The sequence below is a fragment of the Chryseobacterium sp. SIMBA_038 genome, from assembly GCF_046535115.1.
Taxonomy (GTDB): Bacteria; Bacteroidota; Bacteroidia; order Flavobacteriales; family Weeksellaceae; genus Chryseobacterium.
In genome coordinates, this window is record NZ_JAWRXH010000005.1 from 147,444 (window position 1) to 172,274 (window position 24,831).

16 protein-coding genes and 2 tRNA genes are annotated in these 24,831 nt (G+C 34.6%); 11 read left to right on the forward strand and 7 right to left on the reverse strand.

Translation table 11 applies throughout. The features are described 5' to 3' along the window. Window positions 1–8 precede the first annotated feature (8 nt). The 4 genes from SB689_RS15725 to SB689_RS15740 form a co-directional block, all read right to left on the reverse strand. On the reverse strand, window positions 9–665 hold the full coding sequence (locus SB689_RS15725) for a hypothetical protein (protein WP_410693036.1): 657 nt from the start codon (window positions 663–665) through the stop codon (window positions 9–11). 121 nt (window positions 666–786) lie between these two features. Beyond that, on the reverse strand, window positions 787–1,167 hold the full coding sequence (locus tag SB689_RS15730; protein WP_410693037.1) for a GreA/GreB family elongation factor: 381 nt from the start codon (window positions 1,165–1,167) through the stop codon (window positions 787–789). Between the two features lie 344 nt (window positions 1,168–1,511). After that, window positions 1,512–1,904: an alternative ribosome rescue aminoacyl-tRNA hydrolase ArfB gene (arfB, locus tag SB689_RS15735; protein WP_410693038.1), complete on the reverse strand. Its 393-nt coding sequence runs from the start codon at window positions 1,902–1,904 to the stop codon at window positions 1,512–1,514. A 39-nt stretch (window positions 1,905–1,943) separates the two neighbouring features. Continuing rightward, entirely contained in the window at window positions 1,944–2,966 is a 1,023-nt protein-coding gene (locus SB689_RS15740; protein WP_410693169.1) for an AMP-binding protein, read from the reverse strand. Between the two features lie 98 nt (window positions 2,967–3,064). Here SB689_RS15740 and SB689_RS15745 point away from each other — a divergent pair. Next, window positions 3,065–3,135, forward strand: a tRNA-Gln gene (locus tag SB689_RS15745). Window positions 3,136–3,299: 164 nt separating this feature from the next. Continuing rightward, window positions 3,300–3,370: transfer RNA gene (locus SB689_RS15750), tRNA-Gln, on the forward strand. A 104-nt stretch (window positions 3,371–3,474) separates the two neighbouring features. Here SB689_RS15750 and SB689_RS15755 read toward each other — a convergent pair. Then, complete coding sequence (locus SB689_RS15755) at window positions 3,475–4,899, reverse strand: amino acid permease (RefSeq protein ID WP_410693039.1); 1,425 nt, start codon at window positions 4,897–4,899, stop codon at window positions 3,475–3,477. 186 nt (window positions 4,900–5,085) lie between these two features. On the opposite strand from SB689_RS15755, the gene SB689_RS15760 reads away from it, so the two are divergent. Both SB689_RS15760 and SB689_RS15765 read left to right on the forward strand, forming a co-directional pair. After that, on the forward strand, window positions 5,086–6,147 hold the full coding sequence (locus SB689_RS15760) for an alkaline phosphatase family protein (RefSeq protein WP_410693040.1): 1,062 nt from the start codon (window positions 5,086–5,088) through the stop codon (window positions 6,145–6,147). Window positions 6,148–6,186: 39 nt separating this feature from the next. Beyond that, window positions 6,187–6,429, forward strand: a complete 243-nt coding sequence (locus SB689_RS15765; RefSeq protein WP_410693041.1) for a hypothetical protein — start codon at window positions 6,187–6,189, stop codon at window positions 6,427–6,429. 327 nt (window positions 6,430–6,756) lie between these two features. Here the strand turns inward: SB689_RS15765 and SB689_RS15770 are convergent, their stop codons facing one another. Beyond that, window positions 6,757–7,050 carry a helix-turn-helix domain-containing protein gene (locus tag SB689_RS15770; RefSeq protein WP_410693042.1) on the reverse strand — a complete coding sequence of 98 codons (294 nt, stop codon included), beginning with the start codon at window positions 7,048–7,050 and terminating at the stop codon, window positions 6,757–6,759. Window positions 7,051–7,245: 195 nt separating this feature from the next. On the opposite strand from SB689_RS15770, the gene ccoN reads away from it, so the two are divergent. From ccoN to SB689_RS15805, 7 genes are all read left to right on the forward strand, one after another. Beyond that, a complete protein-coding gene (gene ccoN, locus SB689_RS15775; RefSeq protein WP_410693043.1) occupies window positions 7,246–9,525 on the forward strand; it encodes a cytochrome-c oxidase, cbb3-type subunit I in 2,280 nt (759 codons plus the stop codon). An 18-nt stretch (window positions 9,526–9,543) separates the two neighbouring features. Continuing rightward, entirely contained in the window at window positions 9,544–10,431 is an 888-nt protein-coding gene (locus SB689_RS15780) for a cbb3-type cytochrome c oxidase N-terminal domain-containing protein (RefSeq protein WP_410693044.1), read from the forward strand. Window positions 10,432–10,721: 290 nt separating this feature from the next. Further along, on the forward strand, window positions 10,722–15,755 hold the full coding sequence (locus tag SB689_RS15785; protein WP_410693045.1) for a translocation/assembly module TamB domain-containing protein: 5,034 nt from the start codon (window positions 10,722–10,724) through the stop codon (window positions 15,753–15,755). 43 nt (window positions 15,756–15,798) lie between these two features. Beyond that, the gene (locus SB689_RS15790; protein ID WP_410693046.1) at window positions 15,799–18,123 is read left to right on the forward strand and encodes a BamA/TamA family outer membrane protein; all 2,325 of its coding nucleotides are present in this window, start codon (window positions 15,799–15,801) and stop codon (window positions 18,121–18,123) included. 40 nt (window positions 18,124–18,163) lie between these two features. Further along, a complete protein-coding gene (locus SB689_RS15795) occupies window positions 18,164–19,093 on the forward strand; it encodes a YihY/virulence factor BrkB family protein (RefSeq protein ID WP_410693047.1) in 930 nt (309 codons plus the stop codon). A 312-nt stretch (window positions 19,094–19,405) separates the two neighbouring features. Continuing rightward, entirely contained in the window at window positions 19,406–20,992 is a 1,587-nt protein-coding gene (locus SB689_RS15800) for a discoidin domain-containing protein (RefSeq protein WP_410693048.1), read from the forward strand. 298 nt (window positions 20,993–21,290) lie between these two features. Further along, window positions 21,291–22,895 carry a discoidin domain-containing protein gene (locus SB689_RS15805; RefSeq protein ID WP_410693049.1) on the forward strand — a complete coding sequence of 535 codons (1,605 nt, stop codon included), beginning with the start codon at window positions 21,291–21,293 and terminating at the stop codon, window positions 22,893–22,895. Between the two features lie 55 nt (window positions 22,896–22,950). Here SB689_RS15805 and argS read toward each other — a convergent pair whose 3' ends face one another. Further along, window positions 22,951–24,711, reverse strand: a complete 1,761-nt coding sequence (argS, locus tag SB689_RS15810; protein ID WP_410693050.1) for an arginine--tRNA ligase — start codon at window positions 24,709–24,711, stop codon at window positions 22,951–22,953. Window positions 24,712–24,831: the final 120 nt, after the last annotated feature.

The window sequence follows — 24,831 nt, forward strand, 5'->3', positions numbered from 1 at the left end:
GATAAAACTTAAAAACGGAATGTAGCGGCAGCACTTAAAGAAACTCTGTGCAAGCCTTCTTTTTGGTCTTCTCCAAACTCAATTGTCTGTCCGTTGAACTTCATTTTATTCAGTGTTCCGGCCGTTAGTCCTACTTTTGGACCAATTAAAAAGTTCTTGGAAATTTGATATTGATACGCAAAATTAAGTTCAGCACCCAAATTAGAACCCGTTCCTTTTACATTTCCTGTTTTTGTTGAATATGAAATTACTCCTAATCCCATATCAACATACATTTTATGTCTTGTTGCTTCGCTGAAATTTGAGATCATCAAAGCCGGACCGAAGAAAGTAATATTATCTTTAGTAGTAACAGCCGCAGAAACAGGCATTCCGCTCATATCGTATCCTAAAAGAAATCCGTCACTTGATGCACTGTAATTAGAAAATTTCAATCCAATTGCTACGATGTTTTTTAGATGATAATAAGCTGAAATATCGAAATTCACTCCACTTTTTAAGCCATTAACATAATCTTTTTCTGCTTTTGTTAATCCCGGAGTCGTTTTGGCTGTTCTCCATGCGTATCCTACAGAAGGAATAATTGAAATTTTCGGTTCATTTTGCTGGGCAAAAGAAAGTAAAGAAATTGAAAAAGCTCCTAAGACTATTAGTTTTTTTAACATTATTTAAAATTTTGGCAAAAATAACATTTTTATTGACAACCCGCCATGATAAGCGTTTCATTTCAAAAAGTACAGCCTTGTAAGCTGTACTTTTCTTTGATCCAACAATAAATGATGAGAATTATTCTTTGAAAGTTTCTACTTTTAAAATCTCGATTTTTCTTTCGCCTTCTTTGAAAGGCCACTCGATTACATCGCCTACTTTATATCCAACTGTTGCTAATGCAATATCTGAAAGGATAGAATATTTATTCTTTTTAGGCTTAGCTTTGGTTGTTGACACAAAAAAATATTCATGTTCAAAATCTTGTGTATGATCTTTGATTGTCACTTTTCTATCAACCGTAACAACATCTGAAGGCAGATCTCTTCTTAAAACCTGTTTAGCTTTTCTTAGCTCTCCCGTCAATCTGTTTTCCTCATTCTTACTTACTTTTTTTCTTCTCAAATGATCTTTTATAGCATCATATATTCCGGTAGTTACAATAATATTATCTGACATTTTTATTTTATTAACAAGATTAAATTACAATGCATCTTTTAGTGATCCAACATAGAAAACTGTGTGAATTATTCAGCCATTTTTCCTATGAAAAATTGCATTAAACGATAAATAAACCTGGAAATACTCCCCCGCCTTGGATCCGACAGGGTTTAATTGATAAAGTCTTTAGAACTTTTCAAAAATGAATCTGTATGTAAATAAAGTAATGACAACAAAAGCCCAGAAAAATGGCTTTTCGTAGAAAGAGAAATACATGTTGTCATATTATTACTGCTTGAATTTTGACTAAGATAACAAATAAGTTTTTAGAAAACAAAGAATTAACATTTTTTAAGCTTTGATTAATATTTAAATTTTCGGTTTTCTTTCTTTTCAGATATCTTCTTTTTTGTATCAAGTCTTTTTTCTTTTTTCGCTCGGGAAGGTTTTGTAGCGATTCTTGTTTTTGGAACAATTAAAGCTTTATTCACGATATCTATAATTTTTTCAATCGCTTTGTTTTTATTCATTAATTGTGTTCTGCTTTCAGAAACGGTTAAGAATAAAAGTCCCTCTAGATTTATTCTGTTTTTTAGTTTTTCCTGAATTAAAGCTTTTTGTCTTTCATTAAAAAATTCAGATTCGTCGACTTTCCAAAGTACGGTAACAGCCGTTTCAACTTTATTGACGTTCTGCCCTCCTGCCCCACTGCTGCGGGAAGTTTTGAAATTGAGTTCTTTTGAAAAATCTTTCATTTTTAAGATCATTGGATTAAAGAGTAAAGATAAAAGACTTTACAATATGTTTTTTAATTCTGTCCTGTTCACTTTTCCATTCGGTGTTCTTGGGATTTCATTAATGAAAATAATTTCTTTCGGTTTGTGAAAATTTTTCTCAAATGGAATTTGATGTATTTTTTCAACTAAATCATTCGATTCTTCTCCTTCAATAACTAATATCAATTTCTGTCCCAAACTTTCATCATTAAGGCCTAAAAACACAACTTCATTTGGAATTTCTTTTTTAACTAAAGCTTCCAGCTCTTCAGGGAAAATTTTTGCACCACCGGAATTGATGACATTATCTATTCTTCCTAAAAATTTAAATTTGTTTTCATCTTTAATCTCAACTAAATCATTAGTTTGCAAGACCTCAGCATTTACATTCGGTGCAAAAATTCTTAAGCATCCTCTTTCATCTTTAGAAATAGAAACGTTTTCAAATGCTGTAAAATAATCTTCTGCTTTTGGTGAAATTTGTTTTAATGCAATGTGAGAAAGCGTTTCTGACATTCCATACGTTTCAAATATTTGGGTTTGAGAATTTGATAGTTTAAGGGTTTGAAAAATTTTATCCTTCAAATTTTCGGAGACTGTTGCTCCACCAATGATTAAATTTTTAATTAAATAGAGCTTATCTAATGAATTTTCAACCTGTAAAGGTGTCATTGCACAGAAACCTATTTCTTCTTCTAAATTTTCAAGTGGCTTTACGGATGGATTGGCAACAATCAGCTTCATTTTTCTTTCAAAAGACCTAACTACCATCATTTTACCAGAAATATATTCTACGGGAAGACACAATAATGCAGTATCGCCTTCTTTTAAGCCTAAAAAATTACAGGTCATCACGGCAGAATTGAGCATCTTCTTTTTTTCAATTTCGAAAACTTTCGGAATTCCTGTAGAACCTGAAGTCTGTACTTTCACTGTTTCAGAATCCGACAGCCAATCTTCTAAAAAAAAAGTCGCCTTCTTTTCAAATTCCGTCTGCGAATGTAAATTGTTAATTCTGAGATTATTGAAGTCTATCACCATATTTACCAACATAAAAAGTTATGTAAATTTAAAAAAAAGTTTAAAAAGTTCTTGCAAATAATGAAAAAAGCTGTAAATTTGCATCACCAAAATAAAACAGACCCATAGTGTAACGGTAGCACTCCGGTTTTTGGTACCGTCAGTTGGGGTTCGAATCCCTGTGGGTCTACAAACCATCCTTTTTAAGGGTGGTTTTTTTGTGTATAATTTTCAAAAATTAATCCCGTTCAAAGACAATCACTTATACTTTTTTACATAAAAAAATTGCATTTTTTCAGTGAAGCTCTTGCCTATAAAGAAAAAAGCTGTAAATTTGCATCACCAAAATAAAACAGACCCATAGTGTAACGGTAGCACTCCGGTTTTTGGTACCGTCAGTTGGGGTTCGAATCCCTGTGGGTCTACAAACCATTCTTTTTTAAGGATGGTTTTTTTTATTTCTATAAAGCACAAAAAAGGACAGATAAACATCCGTCCTTTCAAAATATCTTTTATCTAAAAAATATAGTTATCCTTGTTTCGGCTTGTATAATTTATACATTACGAATAAAAAGGCTACCCATATCGGAATTAAAATCACCTGAATTTCCATTCCTGTAATACTCATCAATACCAAAATAGCTAATAAAAACAAAATGCAGATATAATTGGATATCGGGTAAAATATGGAAGGAAATTTCGTTTTTTCTCCCGATACTATTTTATTTCTTCTGAACTTCAAATGCGTGTAGCAAATCATCAACCAATTGATAATTAATGATGAAACCACCAAAGCCATTAAATATTCAAAAGCTTTTTCCGGAACTAATTTATTAATAATGATACAGATTCCTGCAAAACAAGAAGATATAAGGATTGCATTAATTGGTACGTGATTTTTATTTAATTTCTGTAAAAATTTCGGAGCATTCCCCTGTTGAGCCAGTCCGAAAAGCATTCTGCTGTTACTGTAAACACTGCTGTTGTAAACTGATAAAGCTGCTGTCAATACAATTAAATTCAAAACATTCGCAATCAAAACATTGAATTGAATCACTTTTCCAAACATGGTAAACTCTAATCCATTCAGATTTTGAAAAACCATTACAAACGGACTTGAGCCTTCTGTAATTTCTCTCCACGGACTCAAAGAAAATAAAATAACCAACGCCCCAACATAGAAAATCAGAATCCTATAAATTACTTGATTAGTAGCTTTAGGAATTGTTTTTTCGGGACTTTTCGCTTCTGCAGCGGTAATTCCGATCAATTCTAATCCACCAAAAGAAAACATAATCATCGCCATAGCTGCAAAAAGCCCTGAATATCCTTTTTCACTATGATTGAATAAACCTTTTGGAAAAAAACCACCGTCATTCCATAGATTAGAAATACTTGCATTACTTCCTCCGGTTCCACTTATCAACAAATAAATACCGAAAATAATCATTGCAATAATCGCTACCACTTTTATAATTGAAAACCAAAATTCCGTTTCACCGTAAACTTTTACGGAAGCCAGATTTAAAGCATTAATTAAAATAAAAAAGAATAAACTCGAAACCCAGAGAGGAATATCAGGCCACCAAAAATGAATGTAATGACCAATCGCCGTAAGTTCGGCCATACTTACGAGAATGTAAAGAATCCAGTAATTCCAACCCGAAGCAAAACCTGGGAATTTTCCCCAATATTTGTAAGCAAAATAACTAAAACTTCCTGAAACCGGTTCCTGAACAACCATTTCACCAAGTTGACGCATGATAAAAAAGGCAATAATTCCTGCCAACGCATATCCTAAAATAACTGAAGGGCCTGCCAAAACCGCTGCGGGACCAATTCCAAGAAACAATCCTGTTCCGATGGCGCCTCCAAGAGCAATTAATTGAATGTGTCGATTGGTTAACCCTCTGACAAGAGAACCTTTTTGTTCCTCTTTATTTTCATTGTTCATAGATCGAAAAAATATAGCTTAAATATATAAAAACTTTCGCTCTTGATTTTATTGAAGACTTTATAAAAGTTAATTGACAGCGTTAATAATTTTAATCCTCAACAAACATTTAATAAAGAAAGTAAACTTAATAGTCTATTCATATTCTATTAATACTAATATCCTAATCTTGCAAAAATTTTTACAATGAAAAAAATATTCCTTTTTCTTGCGCTGGCAACGGGATTGGCGAAAGCTCAAAATAATTCAGACCATGTCGTTTTAATAAGTATTGATGGTCTTAGACCTGAATTTTATCTGAATCCTGAATGGTCTATGGTAAACCTCAGACAAATGATGAAAAAAGGAACTTATGCCAATGGCGTTCGTGGTTCATTTCCAACCGTTACCTATCCATCTCACACTACGATCGTAAGCGGAGTTTTGCCTGCAAAGCATGGTATTTATTATAATACTCCGGTTCAGCCTTTAGGAATTACGGGAGAATGGTTTTGGTTTTATAAGGATATTAAAGTTCCAACAATTTTCAGTGTTGCTAAAGAAGCAGGACTTACTACTGCTGGGGTAAGCTGGCCTGTAACCGTAGGAGCTCCAATCACTTACAATTTACCGGAATACGTTTATCTTCCAAAAAATAAGGGTGAGAAAAAGGATGAAGTAAAAGCAATGAGCTTAGAATCAACCCCTAAAGAGCTTTTCCAGGAAGTTCAGGATTATGCAGTCGGGAAATTTGGGGAATACGGAGCAAGTTTAGACCATGCTGTAACTGATCAAAACAAAGCAAGAATGGCCGCTTATATTTTAAAGAGATACAAGCCATCATTTTTAGCCCTTCATATTGCAGCTGTCGATCACTTTGAGCATGAAGAAGGAAGAGATGGTGACAAAGTGCGCTCTGCCGTTGTTGGCGCGGATGTAGCCATCAAAACACTTATTGATGCCGCAACAGCAGCAGGAATTGATGAAAACACAACGTTTATCATCACAGGAGATCACGGATTTGTGGATATCCATTCTCAGTTTAACCCCAATGTTATGCTCGCAAAAGCAGGATTATATGATAACGATAAAAAAGAAGACTGGAAAGCTTACTTTCAGGCAAGTGGAGGTTCTGCATTTTTACATTTGAAAAATCCTAATGATAAAGCTACGCTAACTAAAGTAAATGAACTTCTCAACAATTTACCTGATGGATACAAAAAACTTTTCCATGTTCTGGATAAACAGCAAATCGCAGATGCTCAATGAGATCCCACTGCACCATTAGCACTAGCAGCTTATCAGGGAGTGAGTTTTGGAGCAACCGCTACAGGAGAATTATTAAAAGCGGCAGACGGAGGAACCCACGGTTATTTACCAACAGATTTTAAAGAAATTCAAACAGGATTCGTTGCTTTTGGTAAAAACATCAAACAAGGAACGGTTTTACCTCTAATGGGACAGGAAGATATTGCTCCATTAATTGCACAATTATTACATCTTACTATGAAAACAGATGGAATTCTATATCCGGGACTATTGAAAAAGTAAAATTTTAAACTAAAAACTGTTTAAACAGTTGGTAATCGCAAAGACGCAATTTTTTAATATAATACTTGTTTTTAAGGCGCAAGAAAATCGGAGATTTTCAGTAAACATCATATTCAATTAATTCAGTAATAAATTTGCTTTATTAAATTTTATCGAAGATAAAATCCTTGCGCCTTAGAAGAATATATTTAATCTTAATTTGCGCCTTTGCGATTGACCAACTAACTAGATTTATCAAGTTCTCTTAGTATTAAGTCTAAAATAATTTGAAAAAATTAAAGGCTGCCTCTTATTGAAGCAGCCTTTTTGATATTATATCTAACAAGTTTATAAATACTCTTTTGGAATGGCAATATTATTTTCCTTCATATATTCTACCAGATCGTGATACTTATCTTCAAAATCATTCGTTCCGCATTTATGAGAAATACTACAGATGTCGGAAGGTTTTATATCTAAAATTCCTGAAATTTTGTTTAAAATATCCAGATTGATCTTCACTTTAGAATTTTCAATATCGGAATAGGCCTTTTGTGAAATCCCCATTTCAAAAGCCATATATTCTTGGGTAAAATCTTTACTCCTTCGAATTTTTCTGATGTTTTGTCCACATATCTTCATCCTTTTTGTTTTAGTAGTTTTCGGTATATTTTAGAAGTTTATCTAATAGCCTCTAACAAAGTTAATAAATACCTTTGGCAAAACATTATACACGTTACATGATATTTATTTCATCCTAAAATTTGGTTTAAAAATTTATCTGATTAAATCATTTTAAAAGAAAAATTTATCACTTCGGTACACACAATTGGAATTATGGAGACGCAAAGATTTAATTATGACAATAATATTGTCAGAGCATTCTTGTATGCTACTATTGTATTTGGTTTGGTCGGATTTTTACTCGGTCTTACGGCTGCTTTAATGCTTTTCTACCCAGAATTACCTGAATTTTTATTTGGAACAGATGATACTACGATTAAAAGTTTAGCATCCGGAAATATTCAAGGGTTGATCAACACACAAGGTGCAATGGGATTTGGAAGAATCAGAATGCTTCATACAAGTGCCGTGATCTTTGCATTTGTCTGTAATTCATTCTTTTGCGGAGCTTACTACAGCATGCAAAGACTATTAAAAACAAGAATGTACAGCGATACCTTATCATGGTTGCATTTCTGGTCTTGGCAAATAATGATCGTCAGCGTTGTGATCACTTTCTTAATGGGAATCAACACTTCTAAAGAATACGCAGAACACGAATGGCCGATCGATATTTTAATTGCTTTCTCATGGATCATCTTCGGAATCAATATGTTTGGAACGATTGCGAAAAGAAGAGTAAGACATTTGTATGTTGCCATTTGGTTTTATATCGCAACTTGGATTGCCGTGGCGATGCTTCATATCTTTAATAATCTTGAAGTTCCGTTATCATTCACAAGCTGGAAATCATATTCTATATATGCAGGAGTAAAAGATGCCTTGGTTCAATGGTGGTATGGTCACAATGCGGTTGCATTCGTACTAACGACTCCGGTTTTAGGCTTGATGTATTATTTTATGCCTAAAGCTGCTGACAGACCTGTCTTTTCATATAAACTTTCCATTATTCACTTTTGGTCTTTGATTTTCGTTTATCTGTGGGCAGGTCCGCACCACCTTCAATATACCGCTTTACCGGCTTGGGCTCAGGCAGTGGGAACAGGTTTCTCCATCATGCTGATTGCTCCATCTTGGGGAGGAATGCTGAACGGCCTTTTAACTTTAAGAGGTGCGTGGGATAAAGTAAGAGAAAATCCAATCCTTAAATTCTTCGTCGTAGCCGTTACCTGTTATGGAATGGCAACTTTTGAAGGCCCACTTTTAGCAACAAAATCTTTAAATAAAATAGGTCATTATACAGACTGGGTGATTGGTCACGTACACTTAGGTGCGCTTGGATGGAATGGTTTTATGGCTTTTGGAGTTATCTATTATTTGATTCCGGTGATGTGGAGAACCCAACTTTGGTCTAAAAAATTAGCCAATTGGCACTTCTGGTTAGGAACATTAGGAATTATTTTCTATGCTGTACCAATGTATATTTCAGGATTTACGCAAGGATTAATGTGGAAACAATTCAATCCGGACGGAACTTTACTTTATAAAAACTGGTTAGATACCGTAACTGCAATTATTCCTTACTTTAAAATGAGGTTTGTAGGAGGATTGCTTTATCTTTCAGGGGCAATCTTAATGGTTGTGAATGTTATTAAAACAATCAAAGCCGGATCATTCCAAAAAAATGTACCTGCAGAAGCACCTGCTTTGGCCAATGTCGGAAGCAGCAGAAAAGAAGGCGAAGGCGCACACCTTTGGCTGGAAAGAACACCAAAATTATTATCCATACTAGCTTTTGTAGTGATTTCAATTGGAGGATTGATAGAGATTGTCCCTACCCTATCTCTTAAACAAAGCGTTCCCGAAATTACCGCCGTGAAACCTTATTCACCATTGGAATTGGAAGGAAGAGACTTGTATATCCGTGAAGGTTGCAACTCATGTCACTCACAAATGGTTAGACCTTTCCGTGATGAAGTGATGAGGTTTGACGGTAAAAACGGGCAGTATTCAAAAGCGGGAGAGTTCGTTTATGATCGACCATTTTTATGGGGATCAAAAAGAACCGGACCCGACTTACACCGAGAAGGAGAAAGAAACCCGGATTCATGGCATTTTAAACATATGTACAACCCGAGAATTACTTCTGCAGGTTCTATTATGCCCCGTTTTCCATGGTTGATTACCAATAAACTTGACCGCTCTCAAATGGTGGATAAAATGAAATTAATGAAAAACAGTTTCGATGTTCCGTACACAAAAGCTGAAATAGATTCAGCCGGCAAATGGGCAGATAATCAATCGAAAGCCATCGTTAAAAGAATTTATTCTGAAGCTACCGATGTAAGAGATCAGGTTGAAAAAGACAAATCAACGAAAGGATCTTCATTCGTTCCGCTTGAGCAGAGAGAAATTATAGCAATGATCGCCTATCTGCAAAGATTAGGAGCCGATATCAAGACAACAGAGATCAAAACAGCAAGCATAAAGTAATCATTAAATTTTATTACAATGAAAACGAGAACCCCAATTTCAATATATATTGCTGCAACAATTGGTTTAACGATCATGGCATTCGAAATGTTTGCTCAAGATTCAGGATATTTTTATTCGCCTTTTTTCTGGGCATTGATATTGATTACGACTATTTTACTTCTCATCATGAATTCCATTGGAGATCTGGTTGAGAATGAAAGATTCAGCAGATTATCTGAGGAAGAGAGAAAAGAATATTTAAATGAAAAAAATGTTCCTTACTATCAAAAACTGTGGAATTCAGCCTTTAAAAAACAATCTGCAACCGAGGAAAAAGATATTCTGATCGATCATGGCTTCGATGGAATCACAGAACTTGATAATTCTTTACCCAAATGGTGGATCGGCTTATTCTGGTTCGGATGTGTTTTCTGCGCAGTCTATTTATTTGCTTTTGCATTCACAGATTACGCTCATCCCGAAGCCGAATTAAACAAAGAGACTAAAACCATGTTAGCATCCATCACAGAATATGAAAAAACGGCTCTACAGATCAATCTGGAAACTGCAAAATACAGCGCAGACAACATCGCAGAAGGCGAACAATTATTTAAAACAAATTGCGTAACCTGCCACGGAGACGGAGCAAAAGGAGGAATCGGCCCGAATCTTACCGACACGCACTGGATCAACATCAAAGAAAAAAGCTTATTTAAAAATGTTTTCTGGATGCTCGAAAACGGCTCACCCAATAATCCAACCATGCGACCTTTCATCAAAGAAGGAACGATCACAGGAAGAGATGCCGAAAAAATTGCAGCTTACGTTTATCACATCAATCAGGAAACAACGCCTATTACGGAAGCTCAGGGAGGTGCCGCGCCTCAAGGAGAAGAAGTAAAATGGGAAAATAACAACGAATAAAATTTACACCTAAATATCAACCATGCCCTCTTTTAAAAACTAACATTTGATTTCATTTTTGCATCACACCTTTTCAACGAAAAAAAAATGATTAGAAAGAGGGCTTTTAAAATATCACCCTAAATCCATGTCTTGGCTGTTCTTATCAACTAATTCACTTGACTAGCTAAACTAAATTCCATAATAGTCGGCCAAGGCAGGATTTTTGTACTTGCAAAGTGCTAATACAACAAAGAAAATTAATATTCAATGAAAAATGATTTATTATCTTTGTTACAAACCACTTACATTTGAAACTTAAATTTAATAAAAGAAAGATCCTAAAGCGTATTGCAATAACCTTTATTTCAATATTGGTTTTCCTCACTTTGCTTATATTCAGCTTAAGGCTTCCGGCGGTTCAAAACTTCATCAAAGACAAATTGGTTGTCTATCTTGAGAAAAAAATCAAAACAAAAGTAAGCTTAGAAAAGGTTTATATAGGGTTTCCAAACAGTCTTGTTATGGAAAATTTGTATTTAAAAGGCCAAAATATCGATACGCTTCTTGCCGTAAAAAAACTGGATGTAGGTTTAAATATGCTTAAACTTATCAATTCCACCGCGGATATTACTTCTGTAGATCTGGAAGGCGTTCGCGCGAATGTGGTTAGAAAGCCGGACGGAAAATTCAATTTCGCTTATATTATGGATGCTTTTGCGACGACTGATAAAGAAGAAAGTCCGTCAAAACCATTCATTATTTCTCTTGATAAAATTAATTTAAAAGATATTGGCGTTACTTTCAACGATCAACAATCGAATAATGACATTAAATTATATTTCAAATCTTTCGACACCAGAGTTAAAACGTTTGATTTAACTAAAAATACCTACGCCGTTAATGACATCAATCTTGACGGATTAAAATTAAAACTTAAACAAGATCTTGTAAAAGAAGTTTCCAAAAAAGTAGAGAAAAAAGTGGATTCTCTAAACAATCAAAAACCAATGCAGATCGGATTAAGAGGAATTAAATTAACCAATTTCGACATCGATTACGGAGACGACAATACCAAAACATTTGCAAAAGTTTTATTTAAAGAATTAAGCACGAAAGTCAACAAGCTTGATCTTGAAAACAATGCTTATAATGTTGGAAATGTATTTCTTTCCGGAGCAGACATCAACGCCAACTTATATCTTCCGGCACAAAATGCCAATCCAAAAAATACGAAAGAACCTGAACCATCAACCAATTCCGACAAAGAAAAAGCAATGAAACTTCTTTTAGGAAAATTGGTTTTAAATGATGTAAAAGTAGCTTATAACAACACCGCGATCGCTCCTACAAAACAGGGAATGGATTTCAACCACATGAATTTTTCTAAAATGAATGTTGAGGTTCGAAGCTTTAAAATGGAGAACAATACTTTTGCAGGAACTGTAAATTCAGCGGAAATTCAGGAAGCGAGAGGTTTGGATATTCAAAAATTCAACACCGATTTTGTGTATGGTGAAAAAGAAGCTTACCTGAAAGATCTTTATTTACAGACTCCGAAAACGCTTATCAGAGATGAGGTTATTTTAAATTATAGCTCGATTGAACAGTTAAGTTCAAACCCGGGAACTGTAAAAATTTCAGCGAATATCAAAGATTCTAAAATTGGTTTTTCTGATATTTTAAATTTGGTTCCGACGTTAAGAAATACCGTTCCATTCAACAAATATCCAAACGCGATATTGAGTATTAACGCGAATGTAAAAGGAATTGTGAATGATTTACTGATTCAGGATCTGAAAGTTTCAGGATTGGATCAATTGCGCGTTGCCGCATCAGGAAGAATTAAAAATGCGATGAATCCTGATAATCTGTATTACGATCTGAGAATTGCAGAATTGTCTTCATCAGCAAAAACGATCTATAATTTAGTTCCGAAAAATACGATTCCATCAAATATTTCTCTGCCTTCAAATTTCAGTATAAAAGGAACCGCAAAAGGTACAACGAAAGTGGTAGATACCAATCTTAATCTGTATTCAACCCTTGGAAACGCAGCGATTATTGCTCAAGTAGATATGCGCAGAAAAAACCATGAGTTGTATGATGTGAAGGCCAACCTTCAAGGTTTACAGATCGGAAAATTCATTCAGAATAAAGATATTGGACCGATCACTGCCCAAATTTCAGCAAAAGGAGAAAGTTTTGATTTCAAAAATGCAAACGCCGACTTGAAAGGTCATGTTGCATCGGCAGTTTATAAAGGTTACCGTTATCAAAACATGGATCTTACAGGCAAGATCAACCGTGGCGTTTATAATATTGTTTTAAACTCTAAAGATCCGAATGCTAATTTAAAATTAATCGCTTCCGGAGTTTATAACGAAAAAAATCCTACCGTAAAAGTAAACGGAGATATCATTAAGTTAGACCTAAACAAGCTTGGTTTCTACGATAAACAAATGATCATCGGAGGAAAAATTGACGGTGATTTCACCAATCTTGATCCCGATAATCTTAACGGATATTTAAATCTTCAAAATTTTGCTTTTTCTGACACGAAAGAAGTGTATCCAATTCAGGAAGTTAACCTGATAGCTTCTTCAACCAATGATTCAACCAAGATTATTTTTAACTCGCAAATTGCAGATGTTGAACTCGCAGGAAAATATAAATTGACGCAGATCTTTGGATCTTTAGCCAATACAATTAATCAATACTATCAATTCCAAAAGCCCGGTAAGGCACAGAAAATTGATGCTGGACAACATTTTACCTTTAATGCTAAAATTAAAAATGATGATCTGATCAGAAAATTTGTTCCGGATCTGAAAAGTTTTGAAACGATCAATTTAGTTGGAAATTATGACGCAGATTCTCAGAAAATTGAGATCGACGGACAAATTCCACAATTGTTATATGGTGAAAATTCTATTGAAAATGCTTCATTAAAAGTCACGAATGAAAATCAGGCTTTACAGTATAATCTTGGTGTAGCAGCCTTAAAAAGTTCAAGTTTAGCTTTAAATAAAGTGAATATCAACGGGGATGTCGCCAATAATATCATCAATTACAACATCACAACCAAAGACGAAAAAGATGTGACTCAATTCCTGATCGCAGGAAATGCAAAATCACTGAACGATATTACCGAAATATCTTTAAATCCGAATGGTTTAAAATTAAATTACAGCGATTGGACGGTTGGCGAAGGAAATAAAATCCAGATCAGCAGCAAAGGAATTTTAGCTGATAATTTCAGACTTTCAAATGGAGGAAGTGAAATTTTACTTCAATCCGAGACTCAATCTCCAAACAGTCCTCTAAATGTTTCGTTGAAAGATTTCAAAATTGAAACCATCACTGAAATTATTAAAAAAGATACTGTTTTAGCAAAAGGAACCATCAACGGAACCGCTCAGCTTCGAGATTTAACGAAAAACATGACATTCAATTCTGATCTTACGGTTTCAGATTTATTCGTTTATGGAAATCCGGTTGGAAATCTTGCCGTGAAAGTCAACAATACTTCACCTAATCTTTTAAATGCTGATATTGCGCTTTCCGGAAATGATAATGATGTGAAAATCTTGGGAGATTACAATACTTCTTCAAGCACATTTGACCTGAATATGGCGATCAATAAGCTTCAAATGAAGTCTGCACAAGGATTCTCGATGAACGCGATCACCAATACGGAAGGTTATCTTTCAGGAAATCTGAAAATTACAGGAAGTGCCGACAAACCTAATATTTTAGGAAAAGTAAAATTCAATGATGTTGGTCTGGAGATTGCAAAAACGGGAAGTGATTTCAGAAAACTGAATGACGAGATCGATTTTACAAACAGAGGAATTGAATTTGATAAATTTAAAATAAACGATAAAGACGGAAATTCACTAGTTGTGGACGGACAGGTTCTTACTCAAACCTACAGAGATTTTGCTTTCAATTTAGATGTAAATGCGAAAGATTTCAAAGTGGTAAATTCTGAAAAATCTAATGATGCCATGATGTACGGAATTCTTGCTATTGATGCAGGACTTCACATTCGCGGAAACTTAGATTTACCAAAAGTTGACGGAAGACTGGCGGTTTCTGATGATACGGATTTCACTTTTGTACTTCCGCAAACCAGTCCATCATTGCAGGAAAGAGACGGAATTGTTGAGTTTATCGATCAGGATCAGGTAGTTTTAAACAAAACCATCAAAGCAGATTCTCTGAAAGCTCAAAGCCGAATCAAAGGAATGGATGTAAGTGTAAATATCGAAGTAAGCAAAGAAGCTAAAATGTCGATCGTTATTGACAAAGCCAACGGTGATTTTGTAAAACTTCAAGGTGAAGCTGAATTGACTGGCGGTGTCGATCCATCAGGAAAAACAACGCTTGTGGGAGTTTATGAAGTGGAAAAAGGCTCTTACGAACTTTCTGTAAGCCTTCTGAAACGTAAATTCGACATCCAAAAAGGAAGCACTATTACCTGGACGGGAGAGCCGACCGCAGCAACAATGGATATCACGGCAGTTTATAAAACAGAAGCCCCTCCTATCGACCTTGTTGAGCAACAGGTAAGCGGAGAAGATGCTTCGATATTGAATCAGTTTAAACAAAGAATTCCTTTCAATACCTTATTAAAGATGAAAGGTGAATTACTGAAACCTGAAATTTCATTTGATATCACGACTGACGAAAAAAATAACGCTGTTTCATCAACAGTAACAGATATTGTAGATGCAAAACTTACCCAGCTGAGAACTGAAGAATCTGAACTGAATAAACAGGTCTTTGCTCTTCTCTTACTCAACCGTTTCATTGGTGAGAATCCGTTCGAATCCGGTGCAGGAATGTCGGCAGAAGCGATGGCAAGACAAAGTGTGAGTAAAATTCTTTCTCAACAATTAAACAATCTTGCATCAGGTCTGATCAAAGGAGTTGATATAGATTTAGGTCTTGATTCTTCGGAAGATTATTCCTCAGGAGAAAAAAATACAAGAACCGATCTTAATGTTGGTTTAAGCAAAAAATTATTAAACGACCGTCTAAAAGTTACTGTCGGAAGTAATTTTGCACTGGAAGGTGATGCCCGACAAAATGAAAGTACAACCAATATCGCCGGCGATGTAACCGTAGATTATAGCCTTTCAAAAGACGGAAGATATATGCTTCGCGCGTATCGTAAAGATGAATATCAGGTGGCTCTTCAGGGGCAGATCATAGAAACGGGAGTTGGTTTTATCATCACTTTAGATTATGACAAATTCCGTGAGATTTTCCAAAAAGCTAAAAAAGACAGACGTAAAAAAGAAAATAAAAATAACCAGGTGGTAGAATTTAATAAATAGACGTAGAAACTATTAGACTTAATCACAGTGTTAAAATGTAAATATGAAAAGTAAATTTAATATATATTATAAATATTTGTTCGCTTCGGGATTTGCCGCGGTTAGTCTTTCGTGCAGCAACACGAAATATCTGAAAGAAGGACAAATGTTGTACACAGGCGCAGAAGTAAAGATCGAAAATGACACCATTTCGAAGAAGGAAAAAAATGAACTTCAGTCTGCTTTGGAAGAAAATTTGGTTCCGAAACCCAACTCAACAATATTAGGATTACGTCCGAAATTATACTTTTACAACATCGCCAAAGAACCTAAAAAAGACAAAGGTTTTAATTATTGGCTGAAATATAAAGTAGGTGAAAAACCTGTTTTATTAGGAGATGTAGATCGTGAATTCAACAAAGATATTATTCAGAATTATTCTGAAAATAAGGGATATTTTAACGCAAAAGCGACTTACGATACTGTTTCTAAAAATAAAAAAGCACAGGTAATTTATACCGTGAGACCTGGGGCAAGATATTTAATCAGTAACGTTAAATTTCAACAGGATTCTACGCTTGTTAACAGAGAAATTCAGACTTTAACAAATAAAACCATCTTAAAAGCCGGACAGCCTTTTGATCTTGATGTCATTAAAAATGAAAGAGAACGAATTGATAATGGTTTAAAAGAAAGAGGTTTTTATTATTTCAGTGGGGACAATATTATTGTTCAGGCCGACAGTACGGTGAGTAAAACCCATAAAGTTGAACTGAATGTAAAACTGAAAGAAGACACTCCTGATTTGGCAACAGAGCAATTCAGCATTAATAATGTGATTGTCTTTCCAACTTACAACATTCAGGATGTAAAAAAAGGAAAATACAGCGTTCCGATGAATCCGGATTCGCTTTCAAAATATGCTTACGATGACATTTATGTAATTGATCCTCAGCATAAATTTAAACCGAAAATTTTCGACAGAGCACTTTACTTTAAAAAAGGTGATCTTTACAATCGTTCCAATCATAATCTTACGTTGAACCGTTTGATCAGTTTGGGAGTTTTCAAATTTGTGAAAAATGAATTTGTAGTTTCAGATTCTTTAAATCATAAATTTGATGCGTATTATTTATTAACACCGAGACAAATTCAATCACTTAGACTGGAAGCTTTAGGAAGAACAAACTCCGCAAATTATGCAGGTAGCGAATTAAACCTAAACTGGACACACAGAAACTTCTTCAAAGGAGCAGAACAATTTAAAGCAGCCGTTTATGGAGCGTTTGATGTACAAATGGGAGGACAAGAAAATGCAAAAAATATTTTCCGTGCAGGAGGTAATGTTCAGCTTTCTATCCCAAGAATTGTAGCGCCGTTCCGTTTTAATTCTTCGAGTGCGTTTGTTCCGCGAACCAATATTACGTTAGGGTATGAATTACTAAATCGTACAGAATTTTATAAACTAAACAATTTTAATGCATCATTCGGATACGTCTGGAAAGAAAATGCAAGAAAAGAGCATGATTTAAAAGTCATTGATATCACCCTTGTATCTCCAGCGAATGTAACTCAGGCATTTTGGGATCAAGCTACAACTCCCGCTGCAAGAAGAGTAGTCGCCGAGCAGTTAATTTTTGGACCAACTTATACTTATACCTACACCAATACAATGCTTCCCAAAACCAATACGATCTATTATAAAGGGACATTGGATCTTGCAGGAAATATTACAGGTTTGGTAACGGGAGCCAATGTAAAAAAAGATAAAGAGAAAGAAATTTTCGGAATTCCGTTCAGTCAATATGCGAAAATTGAAAATGATTTCAGATTCTATCATAAGTTTACAGAAAAGAGTTCATTTGCCAGCAGATTCATTGGCGGTATCGCTTATCCATATGGAAATTCAGAATTTATCCCTTTCTCTAAACAGTTTTTCTCAGGAGGAAGTAACAGTATTCGTGCTTTCCGTGCAAGAACTTTAGGACCGGGAAGTTTTGATCCAAGAACGATTCCGAAAGGAACATTATTAGATCAGTCAGGAGATATTAAATTAGAATTAAACGCAGAATATCGTGCTAATTTATATAAATTTCTAAATGTTGCCGCTTTTGTTGACGCTGGAAATATTTGGCTGTTAAATGAGGATTCTTCCAGACCTGGTGCTACATTTTCAAAAGATTTTGCAAACGAAATTGCCGTCGGAGCCGGAGTTGGTCTAAGACTTGATTTCTCTATTCTGGTTTTAAGATTAGACTTAGCAATGCCGTTGAGAGTTCCTTATTATGAAAAAGGTGATCGTTGGGCATTTGACAGAATTAATTTCGGAGATCCAAGTTGGAGAAAAGATAATCTTGTATTGAATATCGCAATCGGATATCCTTTTTAGGGTTCTGATTTTTAATATTGATCTATTTAAACACAAATGTATGGTAAAAAACGCAAAATTTTTCTGGGAAGTTTTAAAAGAAACTTTCGACGAATGGAATAATTCCAACGCATCACGAGATTCTGCGAGTCTTGCCTATTATGCTATATTTTCCATTCCGGGTTTGTTGATTATTATTATTTGGATTGCAGGTAATTTCTTCGGTGAAGAAGCTATTCGTGGCGAAATAAGCAACCAGATAAGCGGAATCATGGGGGCTGAAGTTTCAAAAAGTGTAGAAAGCATGATTGCAGGAGCTTTGATTGATAAGCAAAATATTTTCATGAAAATTGTGGGTATTGGTTCTTTAGTTTTTGGTTCCACTACTCTATTTTTTCAGCTTCAGCATTCACTAAACAGTCTTTGGGACGTACAGTCTGCTCCGAAAAAAGCTTTGGTTAAATTTCTTTTAGACAGAGCCAACTCACTAGGAATGATCCTTATGATCGGATTTTTATTAATGATTACCATGATTTTATCTTCATTAATAAGTGTTTTCAATAATATTATTACTAAATATTTCGGTTTTGAAACTTATTTACTCGTAGAATTAGTCAATTTTGGAGTCGGTTTCGGATTGGTAATGTTGATGTTTGCATTGATGTTCAAATTCCTTCCAGACGTACAAATCAGTTGGAGACCTGTTTGGAAAGGCGCTTTTTTAACGACACTTTTATTTACTTTAGGCAAATTCTTATTAAGTCTTTATTTTGGAAATTTCAAACCTACTTCCGCTTTTGGAACAGCCGGAACTGTAATTTTGATCATGATGTGGATTAATTATTCCTGTATGCTGGTCTTCTTCGGAGCCGAATTTACCAAGGTCTACACGTATAAAAAAGGGTATAAAATCGTTCCATCAAAACACGCAAAATGGAGCGCTGCAAAGCTCTATGAAGAAAGTCATAAAAGTCAAACTCCTCAAGTCTGAATTTGATTTTTTATTAATATAAAAGCCTCCCGAAAAATTTTGGGAGGCTTTTTTTGCAATTTACTTTTATACTATATTATTAAATTTCCAATTAATTTAATTCTCACAACTTGACATTTGTATTTACTTATAAATAATTAAAGCAATATGTTAAAAATATTAATTATTTACAAATAATACAATTTTTTAATTAATAAAATACTTAATTAATACAATTTAACACATATTCATCAAAACAAAAGAGAAAATAAATTAAGTTTGCAATACAAAAACATCATCAATATCAAATTAATAATTTTAATCTAACCTCTTATGAAAAAAAAATTACACATTTTAACTACTTGTCTTATCTTACTTTTGATAAACTGCCGAGAGGAAGATTTAAGCCAACAGGAAAACCCAGTAGCATCAACCCAGAGAGCAAGTAAAGTAACCTCCGGCATATATGAATCTGAAATGCCATATAACCTAAATGTGGTTTATTTTATTCCTTCCGATGTAAGCGCACGCCCCGATTACGAAAGAAGAGTAAGCGAAACCCTACTCCATGCACAGGAATATTATCGACAAATGATGTACAATTGGGGCTATGGAAATCGTACTTTCGGATTACTAAAAAATCCAGCAACCAATAGGATCAAAATAAATATTATTAACGGAGCTCTGCCTATATCTTCTTATCCTTACTCATCCGGAAACCAAATATTATCAGAAGTAAATGCTTGGTTCGCAAACCATCCAGCCGACAAAACAAGTGACCATAATGTAATAATAACTGCTACACCATCCATAAATACCGAAATACCATATTATGGATTAGGCAGAAACTTCTTTGTTGGCGATAATGAAGATAGCGATGTTCAATATTTCAATGAAAACAGCGCAAGAGGAAATCAAGCTAAAGCCTATATGGGTGGATTTCTTCATGAATTGGGACACGGCCTGGGATTACCTCACGATGCACTTGCAAAAAGTCTTACCAATGTTGCAGGATACGGCACTTCACTTATGAGCTGGGGCAATCAAACCTACGGCTACTCTTCTACTATTCTTACGAAGGCTAGCTGCGCCATCCTCAACAACACCCAGTTGTTTTCAACGATTGCCAAGCCGACGGGTTATTTTTACACAGGCAGTAATGGATTTAAAATTACCAGCATCAATCATAGCTACATAAACGGGCGTATCAATATTTGGGGTACTTACAGTGTAGACGCACCCATCAATGCAATAAATTCTTATTTCATTCCCAAAGATTCATATTACCACGCTGTATCGGGCTCGAGCAATACTGATGGTACAAATACTTTTTCCACTTATGTAGATGTTTCAGATCTTTATTTTACAGAAAAAACTTATAGTCTTGTATTACAAGCACAGTTCGTTAATGGAAACTCCAATTGGGTTACCTTTCCATTTACTTTTAAAAACGATATACCTGATCTTAATTTTCCGGTAAACAAAGACAACTGGACGGTAAGCAGCAGTTCTCAATACGCAGCTTATCCTTCTTCACTTGCCATTGATGACAATATTAATACTTATTGGCATACCAATTACAGTGCAGGCTCTGTACAAACCGATCCTATCGCGGGGCAACCACAAAATTTCCCTTATTACTTTGATATTAATATGGGGGCAATCAAAGGGATATCCGGATTATCATTCACCCAGCACCAAGGGCTTGTTCGTACCGCAAAAACAACTGTAATATATACAAGAGCAACCACAAATGACGGCTGGAAACATCAAGGGACTTTTAATCTAACAAATACCATAGACAAGCAATATACCGCATTTGCCCAAAAAGAAAACTGCAGATACGTCCGTATTGTTTTCTATAGCAGTCATGATGCTCAACCTTATATAGCAATGCCCGAAATTGGCGCTTACGAATAATAGTAAGAAATATACTAAAAGTAATTAATCGACCTCTTGAAAAATTTCAAGAGGTTTCACTGTTTTAATTCCAAAATTTCTTCCAGATTAGTTCTCAATATAATGACATGAAGTTCTAGCTATAATTAATTAAAACAATTAGAGATCACTATTAAATTAATTACTAATAAACCATTTATATGATTTAAAAAACATGCAATTAACATTTTTTAACATTAAATAATCTAAATAAAACTAAAATTTAATTAATTTTGCAACATTAAAATTTAACAATTTTAATATTTTAAAACAACACACAATGAGAAAAAAAATTTTACAAACTTTAATGGTTTGTCTTACCTTACTTGTAGTAAGCTGCAGGGAAGAAGATCTTGACAAACAGGAAAATCCAACAATCACAGCCAACGAAAAGGCAAGCAAAGTATCTTTAGGAGCGTATCAATCTGAGATGCCATACAACATTAACGTTGTATATTTCATTCCTTCTAATATCTCCGCCCGTCCAGAATACGAAAGAAGAGTAAGTGAGTTTATGATAGCTGCACAAGAATATTATCGCCAGAATATGTATAACTGGGGATATGGAAGTCGTAGTTTTGGACTTCTAAAAAATCCAGCTACCAATAGAATTAAAATCAATGTGATACATGGAGCTTTACCAATGACATCCTATTCCTATTCAGCAGGAGGAGGCAGAATACTTTCCGAAGTCAGCACTTGGTTTGCAAGCCATCCAACAGACAGAACAAGTGAACATACGATTATTTTTACAGCCGTACCTACCCCAGAAACTGAAATACCTTATTACGGATTAGGCACCACGTGCTTTGTAGGCGATAATGAAGCGTGGGACTGCAAAAATCTAACACTAAACAATGCAGGCACAGATAAAATAAAAGCATACTTGGGAGGATTTTTTCATGAATTAGGTCACGCCATGAATCTCGACCATGATGCCCTTCCTAAAAGCCAAGAAAACGTAGCCGGTTACGGAACTTCTTTAATGGGTATAGGCAATTATACTTATGGCTACTCTTCTACTATTCTCACCAAATCATGTTGTGCGGTACTTAACAATTGTCAGTTATTTTCTACAACCACCAAACCTGCAGGATATTTTTACAAATTTGATGGTGATTTCAACATTACAAGCATCACCAGCAGCTACTCTAACGGCCGTATTAATATTTCCGGCACATACACTTCAAGCGCACCGCTAAATGGAATAATCTCTTACTTCAGTCCAAACGATGACTATTACGCACCTTCTGGATTAGTAAGCAATACCAGCAACACTTTCAGTACTTTCATAGATGTTGCAGACCTTCATTCTACCGACAGCAAATATCAATTTTATTTACGAGCAGTATACACGGATGGAAGCATACTGACCTCAAATATATATTCTTTCACATTTGCAAATAACATCCCAGTTTATCACTTCGGCATAAACCAAACCGGTTGGGCCGCCAGTAGCAGCTCGCAATATTCCATCCATCCAGCATCACTCGCTATAGACGGAAATATTAGTACTTACTGGCATAGTAATTACGTTTCCGGATCTGTTCAAACAGCTCCTATTGCCGGACAACCACAGAATTTCCCTTATTATTTTGACATAAACATTGGTTCTATCAAACAATTATCCGGACTTTATTTCACTCAACATCAAGGACTTGCAAGAACAGCTAAAAACTTAAGTGTATGGACTAGAGCTACAGTAAATGATGGATGGAAATATGAAGGTAATTATAATTTAACAAATACGACTCCTAAACAATATATAGATTTTCCACAAAAAGAGAGCGCAAGATATATCCGTATCCGTTTTATCAGCAGCTTTGACGGACTACCATATGTTGCCATGCCTGAAATAGGTGCTTATGAAAATAAATTATTTTAAAAGCAAATATTATTAAAAAGTAAAGCCTCCTGAAATTCAAGAGGCTTTATCATTTTTACATTCTGTTTACTGTTCCTATTCCCAGTAATCCTAATGATTTTTGTATTGTTTTTGCAGTTAAATCTGATAGATTCAAACGAGCTTGCTTTAAATTTTCATCTTCCAATATTAAAATCTTATTACTTTGATAGAATGAATTGTAAGATTTAACCAAGTCATATAAATAATTTGCCACTAAGGCTGGGCTCAGAGATTCTGCAGCTTTTTCAACAATTCCTTTATAATTAGATAAAAGCATAATTAATTCCTTTTCTGGTTGATCGAACTCAACTACAGAAACCTCTTTATTCTGATAATTCGCTTTAGACAATAAAGATTGAATACGAGCATAAGTATATAAAATGAAAGGTCCCGTATTTCCATTAAAATCAATACTCTCTTCTGGATTGAACAGCATTTTTTTCTTAGGATCAACTTTTAGCATAAAATATTTCAATGCAGCCTGACCTATAATTTCGTATGAAACTTCTTTTTCTTCATCCGAAAGACCTTCTAATCTTCCTTGTTCTGTAGCTTTCAATTTTGCTTCTTCGTACATTCCCTGCATCAAGTCGTCAGCATCTACAACAGTCCCTTCACGGGATTTCATTCTCCCATTAGGAAGCTCCACCATTCCGTAAGATAAATGGAACAATTGATCTGCCCAAGAATATCCTAATTTTTTCAAGATCTTAAATAAAACCTGAAAATGATAATCCTGCTCGTTTCCAACGGTATAAATTAATTTCTGAATATTATTTTCTTTGAAACGCTCAACTGCCGTACCCAAATCCTGAGTCATATAAACAGAAGTTCCGTCTGAACGCAACAATAATTTCTGATCTAATCCTTCATCCGTAAGATCACACCAAACCGAACCGTCTTCTTTCTGGTACAATACACCTTTATCCAAACCTTGTTGAATAAGGTCTTTCCCTAAAATATAAGTATTACTTTCATATTGAACCTGATCGAAATCAACACCTAATCTTTTGTAAGTTTCACTAAAACCTTTATAAACCCAAGAGTTCATTTCTTTCCAAAGATTTCTTACGGTTTCATCTCCATTTTCCCAATCTAACAGCATTTTTTGAGCTTCAACAATTAGTGGAGCATCTTTTTTAGCCTGATCTTCCGTTGAACCTTGAGCAACCAATTCAGAAATTTCCTGTTTGTAGTTTTTATCAAATTCTACATAATAATTTCCTACAAATTTATCTCCTTTTGTATTAGTTGTTTCCGGAGTTTCGCCATTTCCAAACTTCTCCCAAGCCAACATTGATTTACATATATGAATCCCTCTGTCATTAATGATTTGAGATTTAATCACATCATATCCTGCTTCTTTAAGAATCTGTGCAACAGAAAAACCTAATAAATTATTTCTGATGTGCCCTAAATGCAAAGGTTTATTGGTATTTGGAGAAGAATATTCTACCATCACCGCAGAATTTTTCTTTTCTATTTTTGAAAAACCTTCTGTTACCGATCTAAACTGATCTACAAAGAATTGATTTTTAACTTTAACATTAAGAAAGCCTTTAACTACATTAAAACTTTCCAGTAATTCTGTTTGTTCCGTCAAAGCTTCACCTAATTCCACCCCGATACTTTCAGGATTTTTTTTCAATTGTTTTACCAAAGGAAAAGTCACGATTGTAAAGTCACCTTCAAATTCGGTTTTATTTTCCTGAACTTCCAGATCGATTTCTTTTAACTGATATACATTTAAAATAATCTCTGAAAGTTTTTCTTCTAATATATCTTTAATATTCATGGGTCTATATTCATTTTTTAAGGTCATATACAATAAGCCTTATTTCATCTCTCAATTTTGAAGTACAAATTTAGTGAAATAAAAAAGACTTCGTAAACGAAGTCTTTAAAAGTTGTTAAG

Coding starts and splice junctions, on each gene's coding strand:
- SB689_RS15725 (WP_410693036.1), bottom strand. CDS start 665: ATGTTAAAAAAACTAATAGTCTTAGGAGCTTTTTCAATTTCTTTACTT.
- SB689_RS15730 (WP_410693037.1), bottom strand. CDS start 1,167: ATGTCAGATAATATTATTGTAACTACCGGAATATATGATGCTATAAAA.
- arfB (WP_410693038.1), bottom strand. CDS start 1,904: ATGAAAGATTTTTCAAAAGAACTCAATTTCAAAACTTCCCGCAGCAGT.
- SB689_RS15740 (WP_410693169.1), bottom strand. CDS start 2,966: ATGGTGATAGACTTCAATAATCTCAGAATTAACAATTTACATTCGCAG.
- SB689_RS15755 (WP_410693039.1), bottom strand. CDS start 4,899: ATGAACAATGAAAATAAAGAGGAACAAAAAGGTTCTCTTGTCAGAGGG.
- SB689_RS15760 (WP_410693040.1), top strand. CDS start 5,086: ATGAAAAAAATATTCCTTTTTCTTGCGCTGGCAACGGGATTGGCGAAA.
- SB689_RS15770 (WP_410693042.1), bottom strand. CDS start 7,050: ATGAAGATATGTGGACAAAACATCAGAAAAATTCGAAGGAGTAAAGAT.
- ccoN (WP_410693043.1), top strand. CDS start 7,246: ATGGAGACGCAAAGATTTAATTATGACAATAATATTGTCAGAGCATTC.
- SB689_RS15780 (WP_410693044.1), top strand. CDS start 9,544: ATGAAAACGAGAACCCCAATTTCAATATATATTGCTGCAACAATTGGT.
- SB689_RS15790 (WP_410693046.1), top strand. CDS start 15,799: ATGAAAAGTAAATTTAATATATATTATAAATATTTGTTCGCTTCGGGA.
- SB689_RS15795 (WP_410693047.1), top strand. CDS start 18,164: ATGGTAAAAAACGCAAAATTTTTCTGGGAAGTTTTAAAAGAAACTTTC.
- SB689_RS15800 (WP_410693048.1), top strand. CDS start 19,406: ATGAAAAAAAAATTACACATTTTAACTACTTGTCTTATCTTACTTTTG.
- SB689_RS15805 (WP_410693049.1), top strand. CDS start 21,291: ATGAGAAAAAAAATTTTACAAACTTTAATGGTTTGTCTTACCTTACTT.
- argS (WP_410693050.1), bottom strand. CDS start 24,711: ATGAATATTAAAGATATATTAGAAGAAAAACTTTCAGAGATTATTTTA.